The sequence below is a fragment of the Lentisalinibacter sediminis genome (assembly GCF_040706615.1).
Taxonomy (GTDB): Bacteria; Pseudomonadota; Gammaproteobacteria; order Steroidobacterales; family Woeseiaceae; genus Lentisalinibacter; species Lentisalinibacter sediminis.
In genome coordinates this window covers 106,949-124,360 of sequence record NZ_JAPDRF010000005.1, presented here as the reverse complement: position 1 = coordinate 124,360, position 17,412 = coordinate 106,949, and the positions used below count along the sequence as shown (strand labels likewise).

General features: G+C 69.4%; 14 protein-coding genes. 8 read left to right on the top strand and 6 right to left on the bottom strand.

Features of this window, described 5'->3' with window-relative positions:
• The first annotated feature begins 131 nt into the window (after positions 1-131).
• The 6 genes from ACJMKX_RS10910 to ACJMKX_RS10885 all read left to right on the top strand — a co-directional run bounded on the left by ACJMKX_RS10910 (position 132) and on the right by ACJMKX_RS10885 (position 6,577).
• Positions 132-275, top strand: coding sequence for a hypothetical protein (locus ACJMKX_RS10910; protein WP_405224912.1), 144 nt, complete (start codon positions 132-134; stop codon positions 273-275).
• Positions 265-750, top strand: a complete 486-nt coding sequence (locus ACJMKX_RS10905) for a hypothetical protein (protein ID WP_405224909.1) — start codon at positions 265-267, stop codon at positions 748-750. Before ACJMKX_RS10910 ends, ACJMKX_RS10905 begins: the two co-directional genes overlap by 11 nt.
• Before the next feature lie 101 nt (positions 751-851).
• Complete coding sequence (locus ACJMKX_RS10900) at positions 852-3,758, top strand: serine/threonine-protein kinase (protein WP_405224906.1); 2,907 nt, start codon at positions 852-854, stop codon at positions 3,756-3,758.
• Between the two features lie 107 nt (positions 3,759-3,865).
• Positions 3,866-5,539 carry a PEP-CTERM sorting domain-containing protein gene (locus ACJMKX_RS10895; RefSeq protein WP_405224903.1) on the top strand — a complete coding sequence of 558 codons (1,674 nt, stop codon included), beginning with the start codon at positions 3,866-3,868 and terminating at the stop codon, positions 5,537-5,539.
• On the top strand, positions 5,536-6,129 hold the full coding sequence (locus ACJMKX_RS10890; protein ID WP_405224900.1) for a peptidoglycan-binding domain-containing protein: 594 nt from the start codon (positions 5,536-5,538) through the stop codon (positions 6,127-6,129). The genes ACJMKX_RS10895 and ACJMKX_RS10890 overlap by 4 nt, the downstream gene beginning before the upstream one ends.
• 127 nt (positions 6,130-6,256) lie before the next feature.
• Positions 6,257-6,577: an antibiotic biosynthesis monooxygenase family protein gene (locus ACJMKX_RS10885; protein ID WP_405224897.1), complete on the top strand. Its 321-nt coding sequence runs from the start codon at positions 6,257-6,259 to the stop codon at positions 6,575-6,577.
• 34 nt (positions 6,578-6,611) lie between these two features.
• On the opposite strand, the gene ACJMKX_RS10880 is transcribed toward ACJMKX_RS10885, so the two are convergent.
• Together ACJMKX_RS10880 and ACJMKX_RS10875 are read right to left on the bottom strand one after the other, a co-directional pair.
• Positions 6,612-9,203, bottom strand: a complete 2,592-nt coding sequence (locus ACJMKX_RS10880; protein ID WP_405224894.1) for a tetratricopeptide repeat protein — start codon at positions 9,201-9,203, stop codon at positions 6,612-6,614.
• Between the two features lie 14 nt (positions 9,204-9,217).
• Positions 9,218-9,730: a DUF2269 family protein gene (locus tag ACJMKX_RS10875; protein WP_405224891.1), complete on the bottom strand. Its 513-nt coding sequence runs from the start codon at positions 9,728-9,730 to the stop codon at positions 9,218-9,220.
• A 52-nt stretch (positions 9,731-9,782) separates the two neighbouring features.
• Here ACJMKX_RS10875 and ACJMKX_RS10870 point away from each other — a divergent pair, with 52 nt between their 5' ends.
• Complete coding sequence (locus ACJMKX_RS10870) at positions 9,783-11,216, top strand: M20 family metallopeptidase (protein ID WP_405224888.1); 1,434 nt, start codon at positions 9,783-9,785, stop codon at positions 11,214-11,216.
• A 3-nt stretch (positions 11,217-11,219) separates the two neighbouring features.
• Positions 11,220-11,948, top strand: coding sequence for a DUF3047 domain-containing protein (locus ACJMKX_RS10865; RefSeq protein WP_405224885.1), 729 nt, complete (start codon positions 11,220-11,222; stop codon positions 11,946-11,948).
• On the opposite strand, the gene ACJMKX_RS10860 is transcribed toward ACJMKX_RS10865, so the two are convergent.
• Genes ACJMKX_RS10860 through ACJMKX_RS10845 form a run of 4 tightly spaced genes read right to left on the bottom strand, consistent with a single transcriptional unit; the run spans position 11,945 to position 17,340 of the window.
• Complete coding sequence (locus ACJMKX_RS10860) at positions 11,945-12,445, bottom strand: c-type cytochrome (protein ID WP_405224883.1); 501 nt, start codon at positions 12,443-12,445, stop codon at positions 11,945-11,947. The genes ACJMKX_RS10865 and ACJMKX_RS10860 overlap by 4 nt on opposite strands.
• Positions 12,442-13,863 (bottom strand): flavin monoamine oxidase family protein, encoded by a 1,422-nt coding sequence (locus tag ACJMKX_RS10855; RefSeq protein WP_405224880.1) that lies wholly within the window; start codon positions 13,861-13,863, stop codon positions 12,442-12,444. Before ACJMKX_RS10855 ends, ACJMKX_RS10860 begins: the two co-directional genes overlap by 4 nt.
• Positions 13,863-15,719 carry a DUF885 domain-containing protein gene (locus ACJMKX_RS10850; protein ID WP_405224877.1) on the bottom strand — a complete coding sequence of 619 codons (1,857 nt, stop codon included), beginning with the start codon at positions 15,717-15,719 and terminating at the stop codon, positions 13,863-13,865. The genes ACJMKX_RS10855 and ACJMKX_RS10850 overlap by 1 nt, the downstream gene beginning before the upstream one ends.
• Positions 15,720-15,729: 10 nt before the next feature.
• Positions 15,730-17,340 carry a peptide MFS transporter gene (locus ACJMKX_RS10845; protein ID WP_405224874.1) on the bottom strand — a complete coding sequence of 537 codons (1,611 nt, stop codon included), beginning with the start codon at positions 17,338-17,340 and terminating at the stop codon, positions 15,730-15,732.
• Between the last annotated feature and the right edge of the window lie 72 nt (positions 17,341-17,412).

The following is a 17,412-nucleotide window of genomic DNA, read 5'->3' as shown; positions in this document are numbered from 1 at the left end:
CCGTCGCCACGCGCGGCCGTACGCGGTAGAACTAGGCCACGAGCCGCAGCAACCGCAGTTTCTCGAGCGACCCCCACCTGATCCGGCGCTGGAACGGGCTGGCTCTGCTGGTGATACCGGCGGAGCGAAGCGTGAGCCACGTGCCCGTGGGCTGGCTCGCCCGTGTGCTGCGGCGTTTTCCGGGCATCGAGGTCTTCGATATCCGGGGGAATCGACTCGGCCGATTCAGGTCCGGCGCGGAAGGCCGCGCCGATGCGGACGCTGATGACGCCTGAGGGACAGGAGGCGATCATCGAGATATTCGACGAGTGCCATTACGCCGATCTGCTGCAGATCTACTCGCGCGCATTGCGAGTCTGGCGCATGCCCCAGCGGGGTGTCGATCAGACCATCGCGACGCTGGAGGGCCGCCTCGCCTGGTTACGCGACCTGCGTGACAGCCTGGCCCGGTACGAGGCGGGGTCGGACCGGCCTCTTTCCGTGGAAATGCCCGGGCCAGCCGACGTGATCGTGCAGAGTCATCTCCCGGAAGACCTGCAAGCGAGCCGGACGCGCAGAGGCATCCGGGACACCGACGAGCGCTTCGAAGAGATACTCTGGGACTGGGACATCAATCCGATGATGTGCTGGCAGACCATGGCCTCCATCATGGACGAGCGGGCCCTCTGGCTGCGCCGCCAGACCCCTGTACTGCAGGCGAATGGCGACCGAGTGCGCGAACTCCACGGGCGGGTCGTTAGCCTGAGATGATAACGCCGGCCGGACCATCCGGCCCGCCGGCCACGCAGGCGTGACCGTTTCCCGGTCCCGAAGCTGCTATAAGGGGCAGGATCCTGACGCGGGGGCCCCGCATGACCGACGACCAGGAACGCTGGCAGCGAATCAATACCTTGCTCGAGTCCGCTCTCGAGCGCGACGAGTCGGAGCGCGACGCCTGGCTGCGCGAGGCCTGCAAGGGCGACACGGCGCTGTACGAGGAAGTCGCGCAGCTGCTGGCCTTCGACGGGGAGCAGACAGAGGACATCGGCAGCGCCATCCGCGAGGTGGCCGGTTCGCTGGAGCCCGATCTTGCCGCCGCGATGGACGGACGCCGGGTCGGGACATGGCGCATCCGCCGCAAGATCGCCGACGGCGGCATGGGCTCGGTCTACCTGGCGCACCGGGTCGACGCCGACTTCGAGCAGACGGCGGCGATAAAGCTCCTGCCTCCCCACCGCCTCGATCTGGCGGCGACTGCCCGATTCGTCGAGGAGCGCCGCATCCTCGCCTCGCTGGAACACCCCAACATCGCGCGGCTGATCGACGGCGGCATGCTGGACGACGGCGTGCCCTACATCGCCATGGAGTACGTGGACGGTGTCAGCATAGAGCACTACTGCCGCGATAACGCGTTGAGCAACGAGGCGATACTGCGTCTGCTGATGAAGGTCTGCGACGCAGTGCAGTACGCCCACCGCAAGCTCGTGATCCACCGCGACATCAAGCCGAGCAACATCCTCATCGACCGGCAGGGCGTGCCGAAGCTCGTCGACTTCGGCATCGCGAAACTGCTGGACGAGGACGCCGCCGGCAATGATCTGACCCGTGCCGACCAGCGCATCATGACGCCGCTGTACGCCAGCCCGGAGCAGATCGCGGGCCAGCCGATCACCACCGCCGCGGACGTCTACGGCCTCGGACTGCTCGCCTATCGGCTGCTGACCGGGAGGATGCCGTACACCGAGACGTCGGAGCGGCCCGCCGATGTTGCCCGCGCCATCCTGTACACGCCCGCGGAGCGGCCCAGTGCGGCCGTGACCTCCGACCGGCCCCCCGAAGTCGAGGTGCAGACAGGGGGCCGCAGCGAGCGCTGGGTGGAGCGGCAGCGTCGTGCGCTGAAGGGCGACCTCGACGTCATCCTGCTGAAGGCGCTGCGCAAGGAGCCGGAGCGCCGCTACGAATCCGTGTCCGCGTTCGCCGACGATCTGCGGCGCTACCTGGAAAACCAGCCCGTACAGGCGCGTCCCGACAGTTTCGGTTATGTGACCGGCAAGTTCCTGCGTCGCCACCGGCTGCCGGCAGGCATCGCCGCCGTGCTGCTCGCTGCGGTGGTGGGGCTCACGACCTTCTACACGGCGCAGCTCGCCGCGGAACGGACGACAGCCCAGCAGACCGCTGATTTCCTGGTCTCCCTGCTCGATGCCCGCAACCCTTACCGCGGGCAGGACGGCACGGTCACTCTCGACCACATAGTTCGGCGGGGCGCCGAGCGCATCCGCGACGATGCCGAACTCGCTCCCCGCGTGCAGGGGCGGCTCCTCACGACCATCGCCGACGTCTACTCGTCGATCGGTCGCATGGAGGAGGCCGGTACGCTGATCGACGATGCGCTGGCGCAGTTGGGAGCGGGGCTGCCGGCCGACCACCCCGACGTGGCGATGGCGCTGTACGTCCAGGGCAAGATCCTGCGTATTACCGGCAACTACGAGGGCGCCCGGGCGTCTCTGGAGCGCTCCCTCGCGATACGGGAGCGCGAACAGGGCAGCGTCTCGATGCCCGTGGCGCAGGTCGCGAGCATGCTCTCGGCCGTGGCGAATGCGGAGGGCGACAACGAGACCATGTGTCGCTGGGCGCAGCGCTCCTACGACATACGCCACGCGCTGCTGGATGCCGACGACGCTTCACTCGCGCCGGGCATCAACTCGCTCGCACTGTGCCACTGGCAGCGCGGCGAGCTGCAGCAGGCGGCCGGGTTCTATCGCGAGATCCTGCGCCTCCAGAAGGCGCAGCCTGCACCGAACGATGCCGCCATCTCGAGCACTCTGCATAATACCGGTCTCGTCTTCTACGAGATGGGCGACTACCGGAAGGCGGTGGAGACCTACGAGGAGTCCATCGAGCGGCGCATCCGGAGCGTCGGCCGGGCGGACGCTGTCCTGCCGCTGACACTCTACTCGCTGGCGACCACCCGCAACCAGCTCGGTGAGTTCGTCGCCGCCCGCGAGACCTTCGAGCGGCAGATTCTGCTTCAGGTGGAGGCGGTCGGCGCGGATCACCCGGAACTCGCCTTCTCCCTGACCGGTTACGCGTTCCTGCTGGAGGAGATGGGCGAGCTGGATCTCGCCGGCGCCATCCTCGAGCGGGCCACGGCCATCTATGAAGCCGCTATCGAGCCCGACAATCCGGATCTCGCGCCCACACTCATCGCCAGCGGTAACGTGGCACTGAAGCGCGGCCGCCTAGCCGAGGGGCGGGCGCTGATGGAACGCGCCCTCGCGATCCGCATCGCCGCGCTGGGCGAGAAGCATCCGAGCACCTGGCGTTCGCGCACCGCGGTGGCACGGGCGGCATTCGCCGCCGGGGACTACGCCGACGCTCGCGAGCTCCTGCAATCGGTCGTCGACGGGAAGACCGCGCTGGACCGCCCCGAGCATCCTTACGTTGCCGAGGCCCTCGGCTGGCTCGGCAGGACCGAACTCGCCGCCGGGGATGCCCCCGCCGCCGTCACCCTGCTGGAGCGTGCCCTGGAGCTCGAGCGCCGGCAGCTCGACGATGACCACCTCGGCATCCTGGAGCTGAGGCTCGCCCTCGCAGAGGCGCTGGCCCGTGCCGGCCGGACTGCGGAAGCGCAAGCCCTGCGCGAGGAGACCGCTCCGGCGCGGCGCGGGATCTTCGAGGCGTGGCGGCAGGCGTTCGCCGCACGGGTGGACGTACTGGCCGCGCTGGACGGAGAGCAGGCCTCCGGCGGCGCGCCCCGAGGTCCCGCCGACCCTTCGTGATCGTTTTTCCCTCCGTTTCCTGCTTTACAGGATAAGGGGCGATCTGACGCCCCGACCCGGCGGCGCGGAAGACGCCGCCGACCGTCAACGGTAGGGAGAGCGTAGCGATGAAAACAACAATAAGCCGGATGGCCGCCTGCCTCGCGGCCTGCGCGCTGGCCACGACGGCCGCGGCGGACCCCGCCATCTACGACCCGGGGTCACTCGGCTTCGAGAGCCAAGACCAGAGCATGTGGGGCCCGGGCGAGGCGTTCCAGCTGGACGAGGAGTATTTCTTCGGCCTGGAATGGGACGAGAGCACTTCGTTCGGCAGTATCAACAACTTCCCCGGCACTGGCGGGACCATCACCAATCCGCTCTACACGACCTGGTCGATAGCGCTGGCCGGTTGCACTGGATTGGGATTCTCGCGCAGTGCCTGCATCAACGGCGATGGCCTGCTGCCGGAACTCGGCGAAGCACCGGCCCGGAGAGTCGCCAACCCCGTATCCGCCGTCCCCGTCGGCGCCGAGGTCACCCTGGCGACGGACGGCAGGGTCGGCTTCGAGTTCGGCGTCACCATCGACAGCGGCTCCGTCGACACGGCCGTGGGCTTCGACAACGTGACAGCGACCATCCCGGATGCGATCGAGGCCGGCGCGAATGGCGGGCTGGTGAACCTGAACCCGACCGCCGACCTCACCGGCGACGACCTCACCAGTCAGTTCCCGACCCTCGTGCTCACCTCGGGCCTCGTCTTCGACATCTATGCCGGCATCGACGGCGAGGCCTGCATCGGCGGCTGCGTCCCCATCAATGCCAGCATGAACGTGAACCCCGACCTGCCCATCGTCTCGTTCAACGAGGACGGCGAGGGCGGTATCGAGTGGTTCGGCGGCGATCCCCTGCTGGAGGCGGTGCTCGGCGCGGGCGGCGTCTCGCTCCCGACCGGACTGCCGGCCGAGGATATCCCGCTGGCCGGCGGACTCGCCGAGGTGGATCTGTTCCTGCCCCAGCCGAACGCAAACTACGACGGCACCGACGGCACGAGCCTGTTCGCCAGCGGCCAAAACGATCTCATCAACCTGACGCTCGACTTCGACAACCTGGTCTCCCTCGTCGCCACCCAGGGCGCCACCCAGAACCTGTACGGCGGGTCTCTGGACCTGGGCTTCGGCTCCGCCAGCTGGGACTTCGTCGACGTGGATTTCGGCCCCGCGCTGGACCTGCGCCAGGAGTTCACGCTGACGCCCACGCTGATGGTGGATCTCGCCTTCTCGCGGCCGGTGGACTACCTGGGACAGATGGTCGACTTCGTCGGCGGGCTCGAATGGAACGCCTTGCCGGACTTCATGTTCGCACTCGGCGAGACGCTGGTGACGCCCACCTTCTACCTCGGCTACGAAGGCCAGCGCAACGTCGCCGGCTTCCTGAACGAGTTGCTGCTGGACATCAACGGGCTGCTCGAGATCGACCTCCTGACCTTCGGCATCTCCATCGGCAAGGACCTGGGCATCCTCGGCGACTACACGTTCAACCGTTCCTGGGGCCTCGGCTCGCTGGTGGAGGAGTTCGATATCGGCCGCCTGTCGCTGTTCGATCTCGATTTCGGCCTGGGCGGTTTCAGTGAGTACCAGGCTTCCTCGTTCCTCGTGAACGTCGGTGAGGCAACGGCCGTCTCCGAGCCCGGCTCTCTCGGCCTGCTGCTGCTGGGCCTGTTACTGCTGGCCGTCGCCGCCAATCGCCGGCGGCCTGCAGCAGAGCCGGCGCCATTTACTGCAAACGAAGGAGCACTGGCATGAAACTCGCGATTCTGTATCTGTCGCTGGGGCTCCTCGCCGCCGGCCCGGCCTTTGCCGGCGACGGCGAGGCAAGGCACGCCGTGCGCGGTGCCGGTGTCGTCGACTGCGCAAGCTTCCTGGCCGAGAAAGGAGCCGCCTCGGACGCCTACGTGATGATGGGCGGCTGGATCGACGGCTACATCACGGCCTACAACCAGCTCTCCGAGTCCACGTACGACATCACCACGTTCCAGTCCACGGAGCTGTTGGTCAGGGTCATCGAGGGGCACTGCGAGGACAACCCGGAACACCGTCTGTTCACCGTGGTGAGTTCCATCGCGGAGCAGCTGCGCGAGCAGCGTCTGCGCGAGGCCTCGCCGATCCTGAACGTGCGCGTGGACGGGAAGGCGACCCGACTGTACCGGGAGACGGTCGCACGCATGCAGGCGCGTCTGGGCGAGGAGGGGCACTACGACGGGAAGGCATCCGGCAACTACGACGCCGCGACCCTGGAGGCCGTGCAGTCCTACCAGGCGAGCATCGGCTACGAGCCCACGGGCTTCCCGGATCAGGCGACCCTGTGGAAGCTGTTCGCGGGCACGGACTCCTGAGTGACTGAACGGGTCGGTGTGGCGGCGATGGCAATGGCAATCGCCACTGCCGCAGCGCCGGTCCGTTGGCGTGCGGGGACGCGCGCGCTACGGTGACGGCATGCAGCCAGCCGGAGCACCCCCCCCCATGATCTTCGTCTTCGAGGTCCACATAAAGCCCCATTACACGGCCGAGCAGTACGCCGACGCCTGGGTACGCGCCAGCCGCATCATCCAGCGGGCGACCGGCGCTCGCGGTACGCGCCTGCACCGCAGCATCGACGACCCGCACGTGCTCCTCGCCATCGCCAGCTGGGAGTCCAAGGAGGCGCGGGACGCGATGGAGTCCACGCCGAACGAGCGGGTGCAGGCGATCATCGCAGCGGAGGCCGAACATGTGGACATCCGCGTGGTCGGCGAATTCGAGGACCCGGAGTGGGTCGTGGAGCCGCCAGCCGGGCCTGACTGACGGAGGATTGTCGGGCGAGCGTCAGAGTGCCGCCTCACAGTCCGGCGAGGCTCGCCTCGCGCAGCCCGCCCAGCCACTCGTAGATATCCAGCTCGGTGAGCCCCGCGTCCTCGATCAGGGCGATGGCCTGTTCGGCCCGGGCGAACGCGGCGGCCGCATCGCCGGCGTCCAGGTCCAGCTTCGCCAGCCGGTGCATCGCGTTCCAGACTTCCCGATGCGACTCGCCGAAGGCCTGCACCCGGATGTCGAAGGCACGCTGCAGCTGCACGCGTGCCGCGTTCGGGTCGCCCCCGTCCGTGTAGATCAGGCCCAGGGTGTAGTGGGCATTCGAGGTCAGCGTGTGATCCGCGCCGTACTCGTCCCGGAATATTGCCAGCGCCTGCTGCCCGCTCTCCTCCGCCTCGTCGAGGCGACCGAGCCGCCGATAGACGTCGGCGAGCTGGTCCAGCGCGCGGGCGTAGCGGGAGTGCGTGGGCCCGGCCGCCGCACGCCAGATGGCCGCCGCCTCCAGCCCATGGTCGAGAGCGCGGTCGAGATTGCCTCGCTGGACCTCGATGCTGCCGAGCAGGTTGAGGTCGAAGGCCACGTCCACGTGGTCGTCGCCCTTGGTCCTGCGGTCGATCTCCAGACCGCGGTTGGCGTATTCCAGGGCGTCGTCGTAGCGGTTCATGTTGGCATAGAGCGCGCCCAGGTTGACGTAGGCGGTGGCCGTGTCCGGGTGGTCCTCACCGAGCACGCGGCGGCGTATTTCCAGGGATTCCCGATACACGGCCTCGGCCTCGCCGAAGCGGGAGAGGGTGGAGTAGACGATGCCCAGGTGATTGAGCGTCGTGCCGCGCAGGTCGCTGTCGCGCCACTTCGGGGCATCCAGTACGGTCTGAGCGCGCCGGTAGTAGCCGATGGAGCCCTCGTAGTCGTCCAGGTAGTACGTGATCGTGCCGAGCAGGTTCAGGGAGCGTGCCATCTCCGGGGTATCGCTGCCGCTGGCCGAGCGCTGCAGTGCGAGCGCCTCCTCGGCGAGCTGCTGCGCGGCGGACCAGTCCTCGCGCCGGTAGTGCAGCCAGGAGAGCTCGTTGAGGGAATCGATGAAGCGGCGGTCCTGCGGCTCCAACAGCTCGCGGTTCAGCAGTACGGCCTCCTCCATGAGTTCCCTGGCGTCGTCGTACAGCCCCAGGCGCTCGTAGACGCGGCCCATGGTCTGCAGCATGCGTGCGCGCACGTCGTCCCCGTCCGTGAGCTCCTCGCGGATGCGCACGGCGCCACGGTCCAGGATCTCCCGCGCCGTGACCGTCTCTCCCCGGGCGGCGGCCGGGTCCGATACCTCGAACAGGTCCACCAGGAACTCGGTGGTGTTCTCGGCCACCTGCCGCTCGCGCACCGCGGTATCCCGCTCCTCGGCGAGCCGTTGGGTGTAGAACACGGTCTGCGCGGCGATGGCGCCGCCGACGACGACTACCGCCGCCGCGGCCGCGCGGTGGCGGCGCAGGAATTTCCCCGTGCGGTAGGCCCGGCCGTCGCCCCGCGCGCGTACCGGCTGATCGGCCCGGTAGTTACGGATGTCGTCCGCGAGCTCCTTCACCGTGGCGTAACGGCGCTGCGGGTCCTTGCGCAGCGCCATCATTATCACGTTGTCCAGGTCGCCCCTGAGGCGGCTGGCGCGCTCCGGCTTGCCTGCCGCCGCCGCCGCCCGGCTCGGCAGGACCGGTTCCGTGTGGCAGACGATGTCGCGGATCTCGGGAGAGGTGCGGGAGGCGAGATCGAACGGCAGCGCATCGGCCATGAGACGATACAGGATCATGCCCAGGCCGTAGACGTCGGTGGCGGTCGTGACCGGCTGGCCGCTCAGCTGCTCGGGGCTCGCATACTCCGGCGTCATGACGCGGGCCTCGGCCCGGGTCAGCGGCTCGGTGTCGTCGGGATCCAGCAGTTTGGCGATGCCGAAGTCGAGCAGCTTCGGCACACCGTCCCCGCCCACCAGGATGTTCGAAGGCTTGATGTCCCGATGGACCACGAGTTTGCGGTGGGCGTACTGCACCGCGTCGCAGATGGCGAGGAAGAGGTCGAGGCGCCGGTCGAGCGAACGCGTGGCCGCGTAGTCGACGATGGAGACGCCGTCCACGTACTCCATGACGATGTACGGTACGCCGGCCTCGGTGCGCCCGCCGTCCAGCAGGCGGGCGATGTTCGGGTGCTCGAGGTTGGCCAGAATCTGCCGCTCCACGCGGAAGCGTTCGATCACCTGCGGGCTGGCGCGCAGCCAGTTGGCCATCTTGATGGCGACGCGCTGTTCGAACTCGTCGTCGGCGCGCTCGGCGAGATAGACCTGGCCCATCCCGCCTTCGCCGATGACGTCGAGCAGGCGGTAGGGTCCGATGCGCTCGCCGGCGGCGGAGCCGCTCCACCAGCCCGGCGATGCGGTGCCGGCGACGTCGCCCGCCATGTCGCCCACGATGCCGCCGAGCGCCTCCGTCGCGCCGCCGGCGTTCTCCAGCAGGGCCAGTATCTCCGCGGCCAGGGCCTCGTCGCCGGCGCAGGCCTCGTGCACGAAGTCTGCGCGCTCGGGTTCGGGGCGATCGAGCGCGTTACGGCAGATCTCCTTGATCCTGAGCCAGCGTTCCCGTTCCATCCCGAGCCTCCGGCCTACTTGCCCTTCAGCCCGAACCGCGGCCGCCAGATGGCGAGGATCACATTGGCCGTGAACAGCGCGAGCAGTATCCACCAGGCGCCCCACTCGTCACTGACGAGGCCGGCGAGTTCGGCGGGGGCGATCTCGCCGCCCAATGCCTTCTCGCTCAGTTCCGCCGCCCGCTGGGCCGGGCCGTCGATGGCCATCAGCGTGGATTCGAACACGAGGATGCCGGCGAGTGCCTTCGCCCACACCCAGGGTGCCTCGGCGAACGGGTAGTGGGCGGCGATGGCGAGCAGCCCGCTCAGGACGACGATCAGCATGGAGGGCATGATCAGCCACTTGGAGAGCATGGCAAGGCTCTCGCGCATCGCCGCATAGGCCTCCAGCGACTCGACCGGCGGCGCGGTCGCGAGCACGAGCATGTAGGCGGCCAGGCCGCCGGTGATGCCGATGGTGCTCATCGTGTGCAGGAATTTCAGCAGGCGGCGCATGGCCTCTCCCAACCGCGGTGTACCGTGCCGCATGATATTCTGCCGATCCGAACATCGCAGCAACAGACCGGTTGGGCAGACGATCATGGACACCGCGAGAACAATGCAATTCGTCGACGGCGTCTGGGACACGGAGATCGTCCCGTCGCTGGAGGACTACATCACCATTCCCGCCCTCTCGCCCCTGTTCGACCCGGACTGGCAGGCGAACGGTCACATCGACCGGGCCATGGATCACATCGCCGAGTGGTGTGCGGCGAGGGACATCGAAGGGATGACCTGGGAGATCGTGCGGCTGGAAGGCAAGACGCCGCTGCTCTACATGGAGATCCCGGGCGCCACGGATGAGACGGTGCTCTTGTACGGGCACATGGACAAGCAGCCGCCGTTCACCGGCTGGCGCGACGATCTCGGACCCTGGAAGCCGGTGATCGAGGACGGCAGGCTCTACGGGCGTGGTGGCGCCGACGACGGCTACGCGGCCTACGGCTCGCTGGCCGCCATCGAGGCGCTGCAGAAGCAGAGTATCCCGCATCCCCGCTGCATCGTGCTCATCGAGGGCTCGGAGGAAAGCGGCAGCCCGGACCTGCCCGCTTACCTGGATCACCTGAGCGAGCGGATCGGCACGCCGGGCCTGATCGTGTGTCTGGACTCGGGCGCCGGCAACTACGACCAGCTCTGGGTCACAACCTCGCTGCGTGGCGTCGTGGTGGGCGACCTCAGGGTGGACGTGCTCACGGAGGGCGTGCATTCGGGCACGGCCAGCGGCATCGTGCCGTCCAGCTTCCGCATCGCCCGCGCACTGCTCGGCCGCATCGAGGACGCCCGGACCGGCGAGATCAACGTGACCGAGTTCCTGGCGGAGCCCGAAGGCGAGCGCCTGGAGCAGGTGGGCCGCGCCGCCGAGGTGCTCGGCGACGAGGTCTGGCGGGACTTTCCCTATGCGGAAGGCACGGGTCCGAGCACCGACGACGTCGCCGAACTGGTGCTGAACAATACCTGGCGTCCGGCGCTGTCGGTGGTGGGAGCGGACGGCCTGCCCGAGGCCGCCAGCGCGGGCAACGTGCTGCGCACCCACACCACGCTGAAGCTGTCGCTGCGCCTGCCGCCCACGGTCGATGCGCCGGCGGCTGCCCGGCGGCTGAAGGAGATCCTGGAGGCCGATCCGCCCTACGGCGCCGGAGTGGTCTTCGACATCGAGGGGCCCGGCAGCGGCTGGGCCGCACCGGTGCCGGCGCCCTGGCTCGCGCGCAGCCTGGAAGCCGCCTCCGAGGCGTTCTTCGGCCGGCCCGTCTGTTACCGGGGGGAGGGCGGGTCCATCCCGTTCATGAACATGCTGGGCGAGAAATACCCCGAGACCCAGTTCCTGGTGTCCGGTGTGCTCGGCCCCCAGTCCAACGCTCACGGACCGAACGAGTTCCTGCACATTGCCACCGGCAAGCGGATCACGGCCTGCGTCGCGAGGGTGCTGGCCGATTACGCGGCCGAGCACACCGGCGTCGGCGAGCGCGCCGCCTGACGGGTGCCGGCACGCCCCGCGCAATCGACGCCGCGGCAGGCACGCGCCGCGGTCCTGGTCCTGACGCTGGCCGCCTGCGCGGCCGTTGCCGCCCAGCAGAACGTGCTGGGTGACTTCGGTCGCGGCCTCGACGGCTGGGAGGAGCGCAGCTTCGTCGGCAACACGGACTACCGGGTGGTGTCGACGGACGGGGAGGCGGCGGTGCGGGCCGAGGCCGAAGGCACGGCCAGCGCGCTGTATCGGCGCACGGAAATCGACCTCGACGCGACGCCCTATCTCCGCTGGCGCTGGCGGGTGCAGGGCACCTACGGCGAGAGCATCGACGAGACGGCCAAGACCGGCGACGACTACCCGGCCCGCATCTACGTGGTGCGCCGCGGCGGGCTCGCGTTCTGGCGTACCCGCGCGCTGAACTACGTCTGGTCCAGCGCGCAGCCTCTGGGGTCGCGCTGGCCGAATGCCTATGCGGGCGACAACGTGCAGATGCTGGCCGTGAACGCGGGCAAGGCGCAGGCCGGTGAGTGGGTCGGCCACGTGCGCGACGTACGCGCCGACTGGCGCGAGGCCTTCGGCGAGGAGATCGACACCCTGGACGGCATCGCCATCATGACCGACGCCGACGATGCCGGCGGCTCGATGACCGCGTGGTATGCCGATATCCGCTTCTCGGCCGCCGCCCCCGGGGAAGAGGCTGGCGCTCCGGCAGGTGCGGGAGCCAGCGACAGCCGCTAATCGTCGCGGCCCTCTCCATCCTCCGCGCCGGCGGCGCGTTCCACGACGTAGTCCACCAGGCGGTCCAGCTCCGCCGGCGTCATGACGTCCCGGTACGCCATCCACGTGCCCGGCACCATGGATTCCGGGTTCATGATGTAGCCGCGCAGCAGCCCCGGGCTCCAGGTGATGCCGGAACCGGACAACGCTTCCGAATACGTGTAGCCCGGCCGGCTCGCCGCCGGCCGCCCGACGATGCCGTGCAGGTTCGGTCCCACCCGCTGGGGCGCGCCGGCATCGATGCTGTGACAGCCCTGGCAGGCCAGCCAGAGGTCCGCGCCGGTCAGCGCTGCCGGGGTCGCGTCCGGCGTGGGCGAATCTGCCGTATCGCCGTCGGCCGCCACCGGCGCGCGTTCGCCGCACGCTGCCAGCAGGGCGCAGGCCGCCAGGCCGAGCACGGCTGCGGGCAGGCGGAACAGCCACTGGCGCGATCGATGGACAGCGGGAGGATTCTTCATGCCAGTCGCCTCAGTGTCTCGAGCACGGCGCGATCGGCGGATTCCATCGCGCCCTCGATGCCCGAGTAGGACACGGCCGTGTGTTCGCCGGCGAAAGACACCCGGCCGTGCGTTTCGGCGAGTCGCATTGGCATCCCCGCCGTGATCTCGCCCGGCCGCCAGATCGCCCAGGCGCCCTCGCTGAACGGCTCCTCCGCCCAGCGCACCACCCGGCCCACCGACACCGCGCCGCGGGCGCCGGGGATCAGTCGCTCGCACTCCGCGAGGATCGCCGCGCCCGCTTGTTCCTCGTCCATGCCTGCGTAGCGGTCGCAGTCGTCGCCGTTGATCCAGACCGTGAGGTTGTGGCCGCCCGCCTCGTTCGGCGCGGGCCAGGCGAAGACCCGGCCCAGGGGGCCGTCCGTCCACCAGCTGGGGGGCGCGCCGGCTTCCTCCCAGAACGGCCCGGCGGCCAGCAGATGGGCCTGGGTGATCTTGTGGTAGTGCACCTGCCGAAACGCGTCGCCCGCGGCCTGTGGCAGCGCGGGCTCGAACCGGAGCCGGCGCACGGCGGTGGCGGGCAGGGCGCAGATCAGCGCGTCTCCCCGGTACGTCGCGCCGCTCTCGCATTCCACGACCACCTCGGCCGCGCTCTGCCGGACCGCGAGCGCCCGCTCGCCGAGCCGCACCGGCGCCGACAGGGAGTCCGCCATCGCCTCCGGCAGCCGCAGGTTGCCGGCCGCCACGTGCAGCGACGGCAGGCCGGCGCCCCGCGCCATGGTAATGGCCCGGCCGATGCTCTCGCCCACCCGGTACAGGGCGAGCAGGGAGGTGTCCTCCAGCCGGTTGCCGTAGCTGTTGTTGGCCTCGATCCAGGCCAGGGCCGTGTCGTCGAGCCCGCGTTCGCGGAAGAACGCCGCCGCGGATACGTCCCACTGCTGCGCCGCCGGCGTGCGCCAGTGGGTGGAGGTCTGCAGCGGATTGCCGCGCAGCAGGGCGCCGGCGAGCCGGTCCGGCGTGACCTCACGCAGCGGCGGCGGCAGGGTATTCAGCGGCGAGTCCGGCCAGTTCGCGCGGTCGACGATACGGCCGTCCAGGATGAGGCCGGTCTCCACGTCGCGGGGCGAGGCGGTCAGCGGCACCCCGAGCGCCCGGGCGGCTCCGATCGCCCGGCCGTAGTTCGGGCCGAAGATGTTGGCGCCGGCCTCGGGCGCGCCGGGCAGCTCGTCCAGCGTGCGAATTCGGCCGCCGACCCGGTCCCGCGCCTCCAGCACGGTCACCGTGCAACCGCGCTGCTCCAGCAGCCGCGCGGCATGCAGGCCCGCGAGGCCGGCGCCCAGCACTATGACGCTGCGGCCGCCGGCACTGCCCGCCAGGGGCCATGCGGCGGCGAGGAGTGCGCCGCCCGCCCGGACGAGGAACTGCCGGCGGCTCGGCATCAGGTCGCCGTCTCCTCCGCCAGCCAGGCGTCGATGCGGGCCTCGAGGATGTCCAGCGGCAGGTCGCCTTCTTCCAGCACCTTGGCGTGGAAGGCGCGGATGTCGAAGTCCTCGCCGAGCGCGGTTTCCGCGCGCCGTCGCAGCTCCAGGATCTTCAGCTGGCCGATCTTGTAGGCCAGCGCCTGGCCGGGGATGGCCATGAAGCGCTCGGCCTCCGACACCGCCCGGGTCTCCAGCACCGCCGAGTTGGCGTACATGTAGTCCAGCACATCTTCCCGGCTCCACCCCTTGGCATGCAGGCCGGTGTCCACCACCAGGCGGATGGCCCGCCACAGCTCCGCGTTCAGCTGGCCGAAGCGCTGGTAGGGGTCCTCAAAGAAGCCCATCGCCTTGCCCACCGGCGCAGACTCCGCGTACAGACCCCAGCCCTCGGCGAAGGCCGTCACGCCGCCGTGGCGGCGGAAGTCCGGCACGTCCTCCAGCTCCAGGTTGGAGGAGCGCTGGAAGTGATGTCCCGGCACTGCCTCGTGCAGGAACAGTGACTCGGCGGCCCAGCGGGGCCGTGCCTCGGGCCGCCAGGTATTGAGGTAGAAGATGCCCGGGCGGCTGCCGTCCGCGGACGGCCGCTGGTAGGAGCCTTTGGCCGCTGACTGCTCCCGGTAGCGCTCCACGGGCCGGATCTCGTAGTCCGCCTCGGGGATGCGGCTGAACAGCCGCGGCGCCGCCGCGTCGGCTTTGTCGCGCAGCGCCTCGTAGGCAGCCACCATCTCCTCCCGGGACTCGAAGTAGAAACGGGGGTCCGTGTTCAGATGCTCGAAGAAATCCTGCAGGTCCCCCTCGAAGCCCACCTCTTCCTGGATGGCCCTCATCTCGCCGTGGATGCGCTCCACCTCGTCCAGCCCGATCCGGTGGATCTCGTTCGGCGTCAGGTCCGTGGTGGTGTGGTGGCGCACCAGCCAGGCATACCAGTCCTCGCCGCCGGGCAGAGCGCCCAGCCCCGCGGATTCCCGCGCGGCCGGCAGGTACTCGTTGCGGATGAAGGTGTGCAGGCGTGCGTAGGCGGGTACGAGCCGCTCCGTGATCGCGGTGGCGTAGGCCTCGCGCAGCCGGTCCCGTTCCTCCTCCGCCACCGTGTCCGGAAACTCGGCCACGGGGCCGTAGAACAGGCTCTCCGCAGGCTCGTCGACCATGTGGGCCCCGAGCTGGGGCAGTGTGCGCTCCATCAGGATGGCCGGCTGCACGATGCCGGCGTCCATGCCCTTGCGCATGTTGACGATGGCCTGGTCCACCCAGTCGCCGAAGTCGTCGATGCGGCCCAGGAATTCCTCGTAGTCGGCGGCCGTCTCGAACGGCTGCGGCCCCTTGCCGGAGCCGAGCATCGCCAGGCGGTTGGCCGGGTTGTAGAACTGGTTGACCGGCGTCAGTTCGCGGGGGAAGGCGTAGCCGGCCAGCTCGTCGCGAAGCTCGTAGAGGAACAGCTCCCGGCTCAGCTGCCGGTCGGCATCGAGTGCATCCGCCGGGATGGCCTCGGCGGCCGCCAGGCTGCGCTCGAGCAGTTCCCGCTCCGCCCGGATATGGGCCGGCGAGATGCTGACCGGCCAGCGGTCGTCCCAGCGGTGATCGCCGAGGAAGGTCGCCTGCACCGGGTTGAGCTCCAGCCAGGCGTCCCAGTGCTTGGCGAACAGGCGGTCCAGCCGCTCGGCCGGCGTCCCGGCGCCGGCTTCTGCCGCCGGCGCGGCGGTCTCCTCCGGGGCCGCGGCCGCAGACGCCGGGGCGCTGTCCTCCTCCGTGGCCGGGCCGCTGCAGCCGGCGGCGAGCAGTACGAGGGCGAACGATAGTGTCAGACGGCGGAGCATGAGGCCTCCTTCAGCGGGGACGGTCGTCGGTGTGGGTGGGCACGTCGGCGTCGAAGGCGCCGGGCTCGTCCTCCCGGGTGTAGCGGGCGTCTTCGTCTTCCACCTGGTCGAGGGCGGCGATCTTCTTCAGCCACGGCGTGGCGATCAGGAAGCCGAGGAAGACGATCGTGCAGAAGATCACGATCTGGCGGTAGCGCTCCGGAAACTCGGCCACGTTGTCGCCCCGGAACTCGCCGGCGAGCAGGCCGGCCAGCAGGTTGCCGAGGGCGGCGCCGAAGAACCACATGCCCATCATCTGGCTGTAGTAGCTGCGCGGCGCGAGCTTGGAGGTGGCCGACAGCCCGATGGGGCTCAGGCACAGCTCGCCGGTGGTATGGAAGAGATAGGTCATCAGCAGCCACACGGGCAGCACCTTGCCGCCGTCCTGGATCAGCGAGGCGGCGAACCACATGAAGCCGAAACCGATGCCGAGCTGCAGGAAGCCCAGCGCGAACTTCAGCGGGATGGAAGGATCCAGGTTGCGCCGGCCCAGGTTGATCCAGAGCGCGGAGAAGAACGGCGCCAGGATGAGGATGTAGAGCGGGTTCAGCGACTGGAACACCTCCGGCGGGATCACGAGCCCGAGCATCTCCCGCGCGGTGTAGCGCTCGGCGAACAGGTTCAGCGAGGAGCCCGCCTGCTCGAAGCCGGACCAGAACAGCGCGGCGCCGATGAACAGAGCCACCAGCACGATGGTGCGGTTGCGCTCCAGCCGAGTGAGCTTGGGGTCCAACAGCACGCGGCCGAAGAACAGTACCGCCACGGCCACGATCACGTAGACCGTGGTCGCGGCGAGGCCGACCGCGTCGAAGGCGATCAGGCCTTCCAGGCCCAGGACCGCGAGCAGGAACAGCCCTGCCGTCGCCACGTAGATGGCCAGCTTCAGGTTGCGCACCTTGCGCTCGTCGCCGGGCGGAGTCGGGAATGGCTGCCGGCCGAAGTCGCCGAGGTGTTTCTGGGTGGCCCGGTAGACCACCAGACCCACGATCATACCGACCGCCGCGGCGGCGAAGCCCCAGTGCCAGCCCATGTTCACGCGCAGGAAGCCGCAGATGAGCGGGCCGAGGAAGGCGCCCAGATTGATGCCCATGTAATAGAGCACGTAGCCGGCGTCCCGGCGGGCGCCGCCCTCCGGATAGAGTTCGCCGACACAGCTGGAGATGTTGGGTTTCAGGAGCCCGGTGCCGACCACGATCAGGATCAGGCCGAAGAAGAAGCCGTAGGCCTCGCCCACCAGCCCGAAGCCGGGCAGCGAGAGCACGATGTGCCCCGCCGCGATGATGATGCCGCCGTACCAGATGGAATCCTGCTGGCCGAACACCCGGTCGGCGAGCCAGCCGCCGGGCAGCGCCGCGAGATACACGCCGGCCGTATACAGGCCGTAGATGGCGGTGGCCGTGGCGTCGTCGAAACCCAGCCCGCCCTCGGCGATGCTCGCGACCATGAACAGCACCAGCAGCGCGCGCATGCCGTAGTAGCTGAAGCGCTCCCACAACTCGGTGAAGAACAGGGTGCCGAGGCCGGCGGGATGGCCGAAGAAGGTCTTGCCGGGCGTGCCGGCGGCGGGTTCGGGTTGACTCATCCAGGTGCTCCCCTTTGCGAGAACGGAATCCATGCCGACGAACGGCGGAGGGAGCCTATCCTACCTTCTGAC

Coding starts and splice junctions, on each gene's coding strand:
- ACJMKX_RS10855 (WP_405224880.1), bottom strand. CDS start 13,863: ATGCCGAGCCGCCGGCAGTTCCTCGTCCGGGCGGGCGGCGCACTCCTC.
- ACJMKX_RS10870 (WP_405224888.1), top strand. CDS start 9,783: ATGGACACCGCGAGAACAATGCAATTCGTCGACGGCGTCTGGGACACG.
- ACJMKX_RS10890 (WP_405224900.1), top strand. CDS start 5,536: ATGAAACTCGCGATTCTGTATCTGTCGCTGGGGCTCCTCGCCGCCGGC.
- ACJMKX_RS10860 (WP_405224883.1), bottom strand. CDS start 12,445: ATGAAGAATCCTCCCGCTGTCCATCGATCGCGCCAGTGGCTGTTCCGC.
- ACJMKX_RS10895 (WP_405224903.1), top strand. CDS start 3,866: ATGAAAACAACAATAAGCCGGATGGCCGCCTGCCTCGCGGCCTGCGCG.
- ACJMKX_RS10905 (WP_405224909.1), top strand. CDS start 265: ATGACGCCTGAGGGACAGGAGGCGATCATCGAGATATTCGACGAGTGC.
- ACJMKX_RS10875 (WP_405224891.1), bottom strand. CDS start 9,730: ATGCGGCACGGTACACCGCGGTTGGGAGAGGCCATGCGCCGCCTGCTG.
- ACJMKX_RS10845 (WP_405224874.1), bottom strand. CDS start 17,340: ATGAGTCAACCCGAACCCGCCGCCGGCACGCCCGGCAAGACCTTCTTC.
- ACJMKX_RS10880 (WP_405224894.1), bottom strand. CDS start 9,203: ATGGAACGGGAACGCTGGCTCAGGATCAAGGAGATCTGCCGTAACGCG.
- ACJMKX_RS10900 (WP_405224906.1), top strand. CDS start 852: ATGACCGACGACCAGGAACGCTGGCAGCGAATCAATACCTTGCTCGAG.
- ACJMKX_RS10850 (WP_405224877.1), bottom strand. CDS start 15,719: ATGCTCCGCCGTCTGACACTATCGTTCGCCCTCGTACTGCTCGCCGCC.
- ACJMKX_RS10885 (WP_405224897.1), top strand. CDS start 6,257: ATGATCTTCGTCTTCGAGGTCCACATAAAGCCCCATTACACGGCCGAG.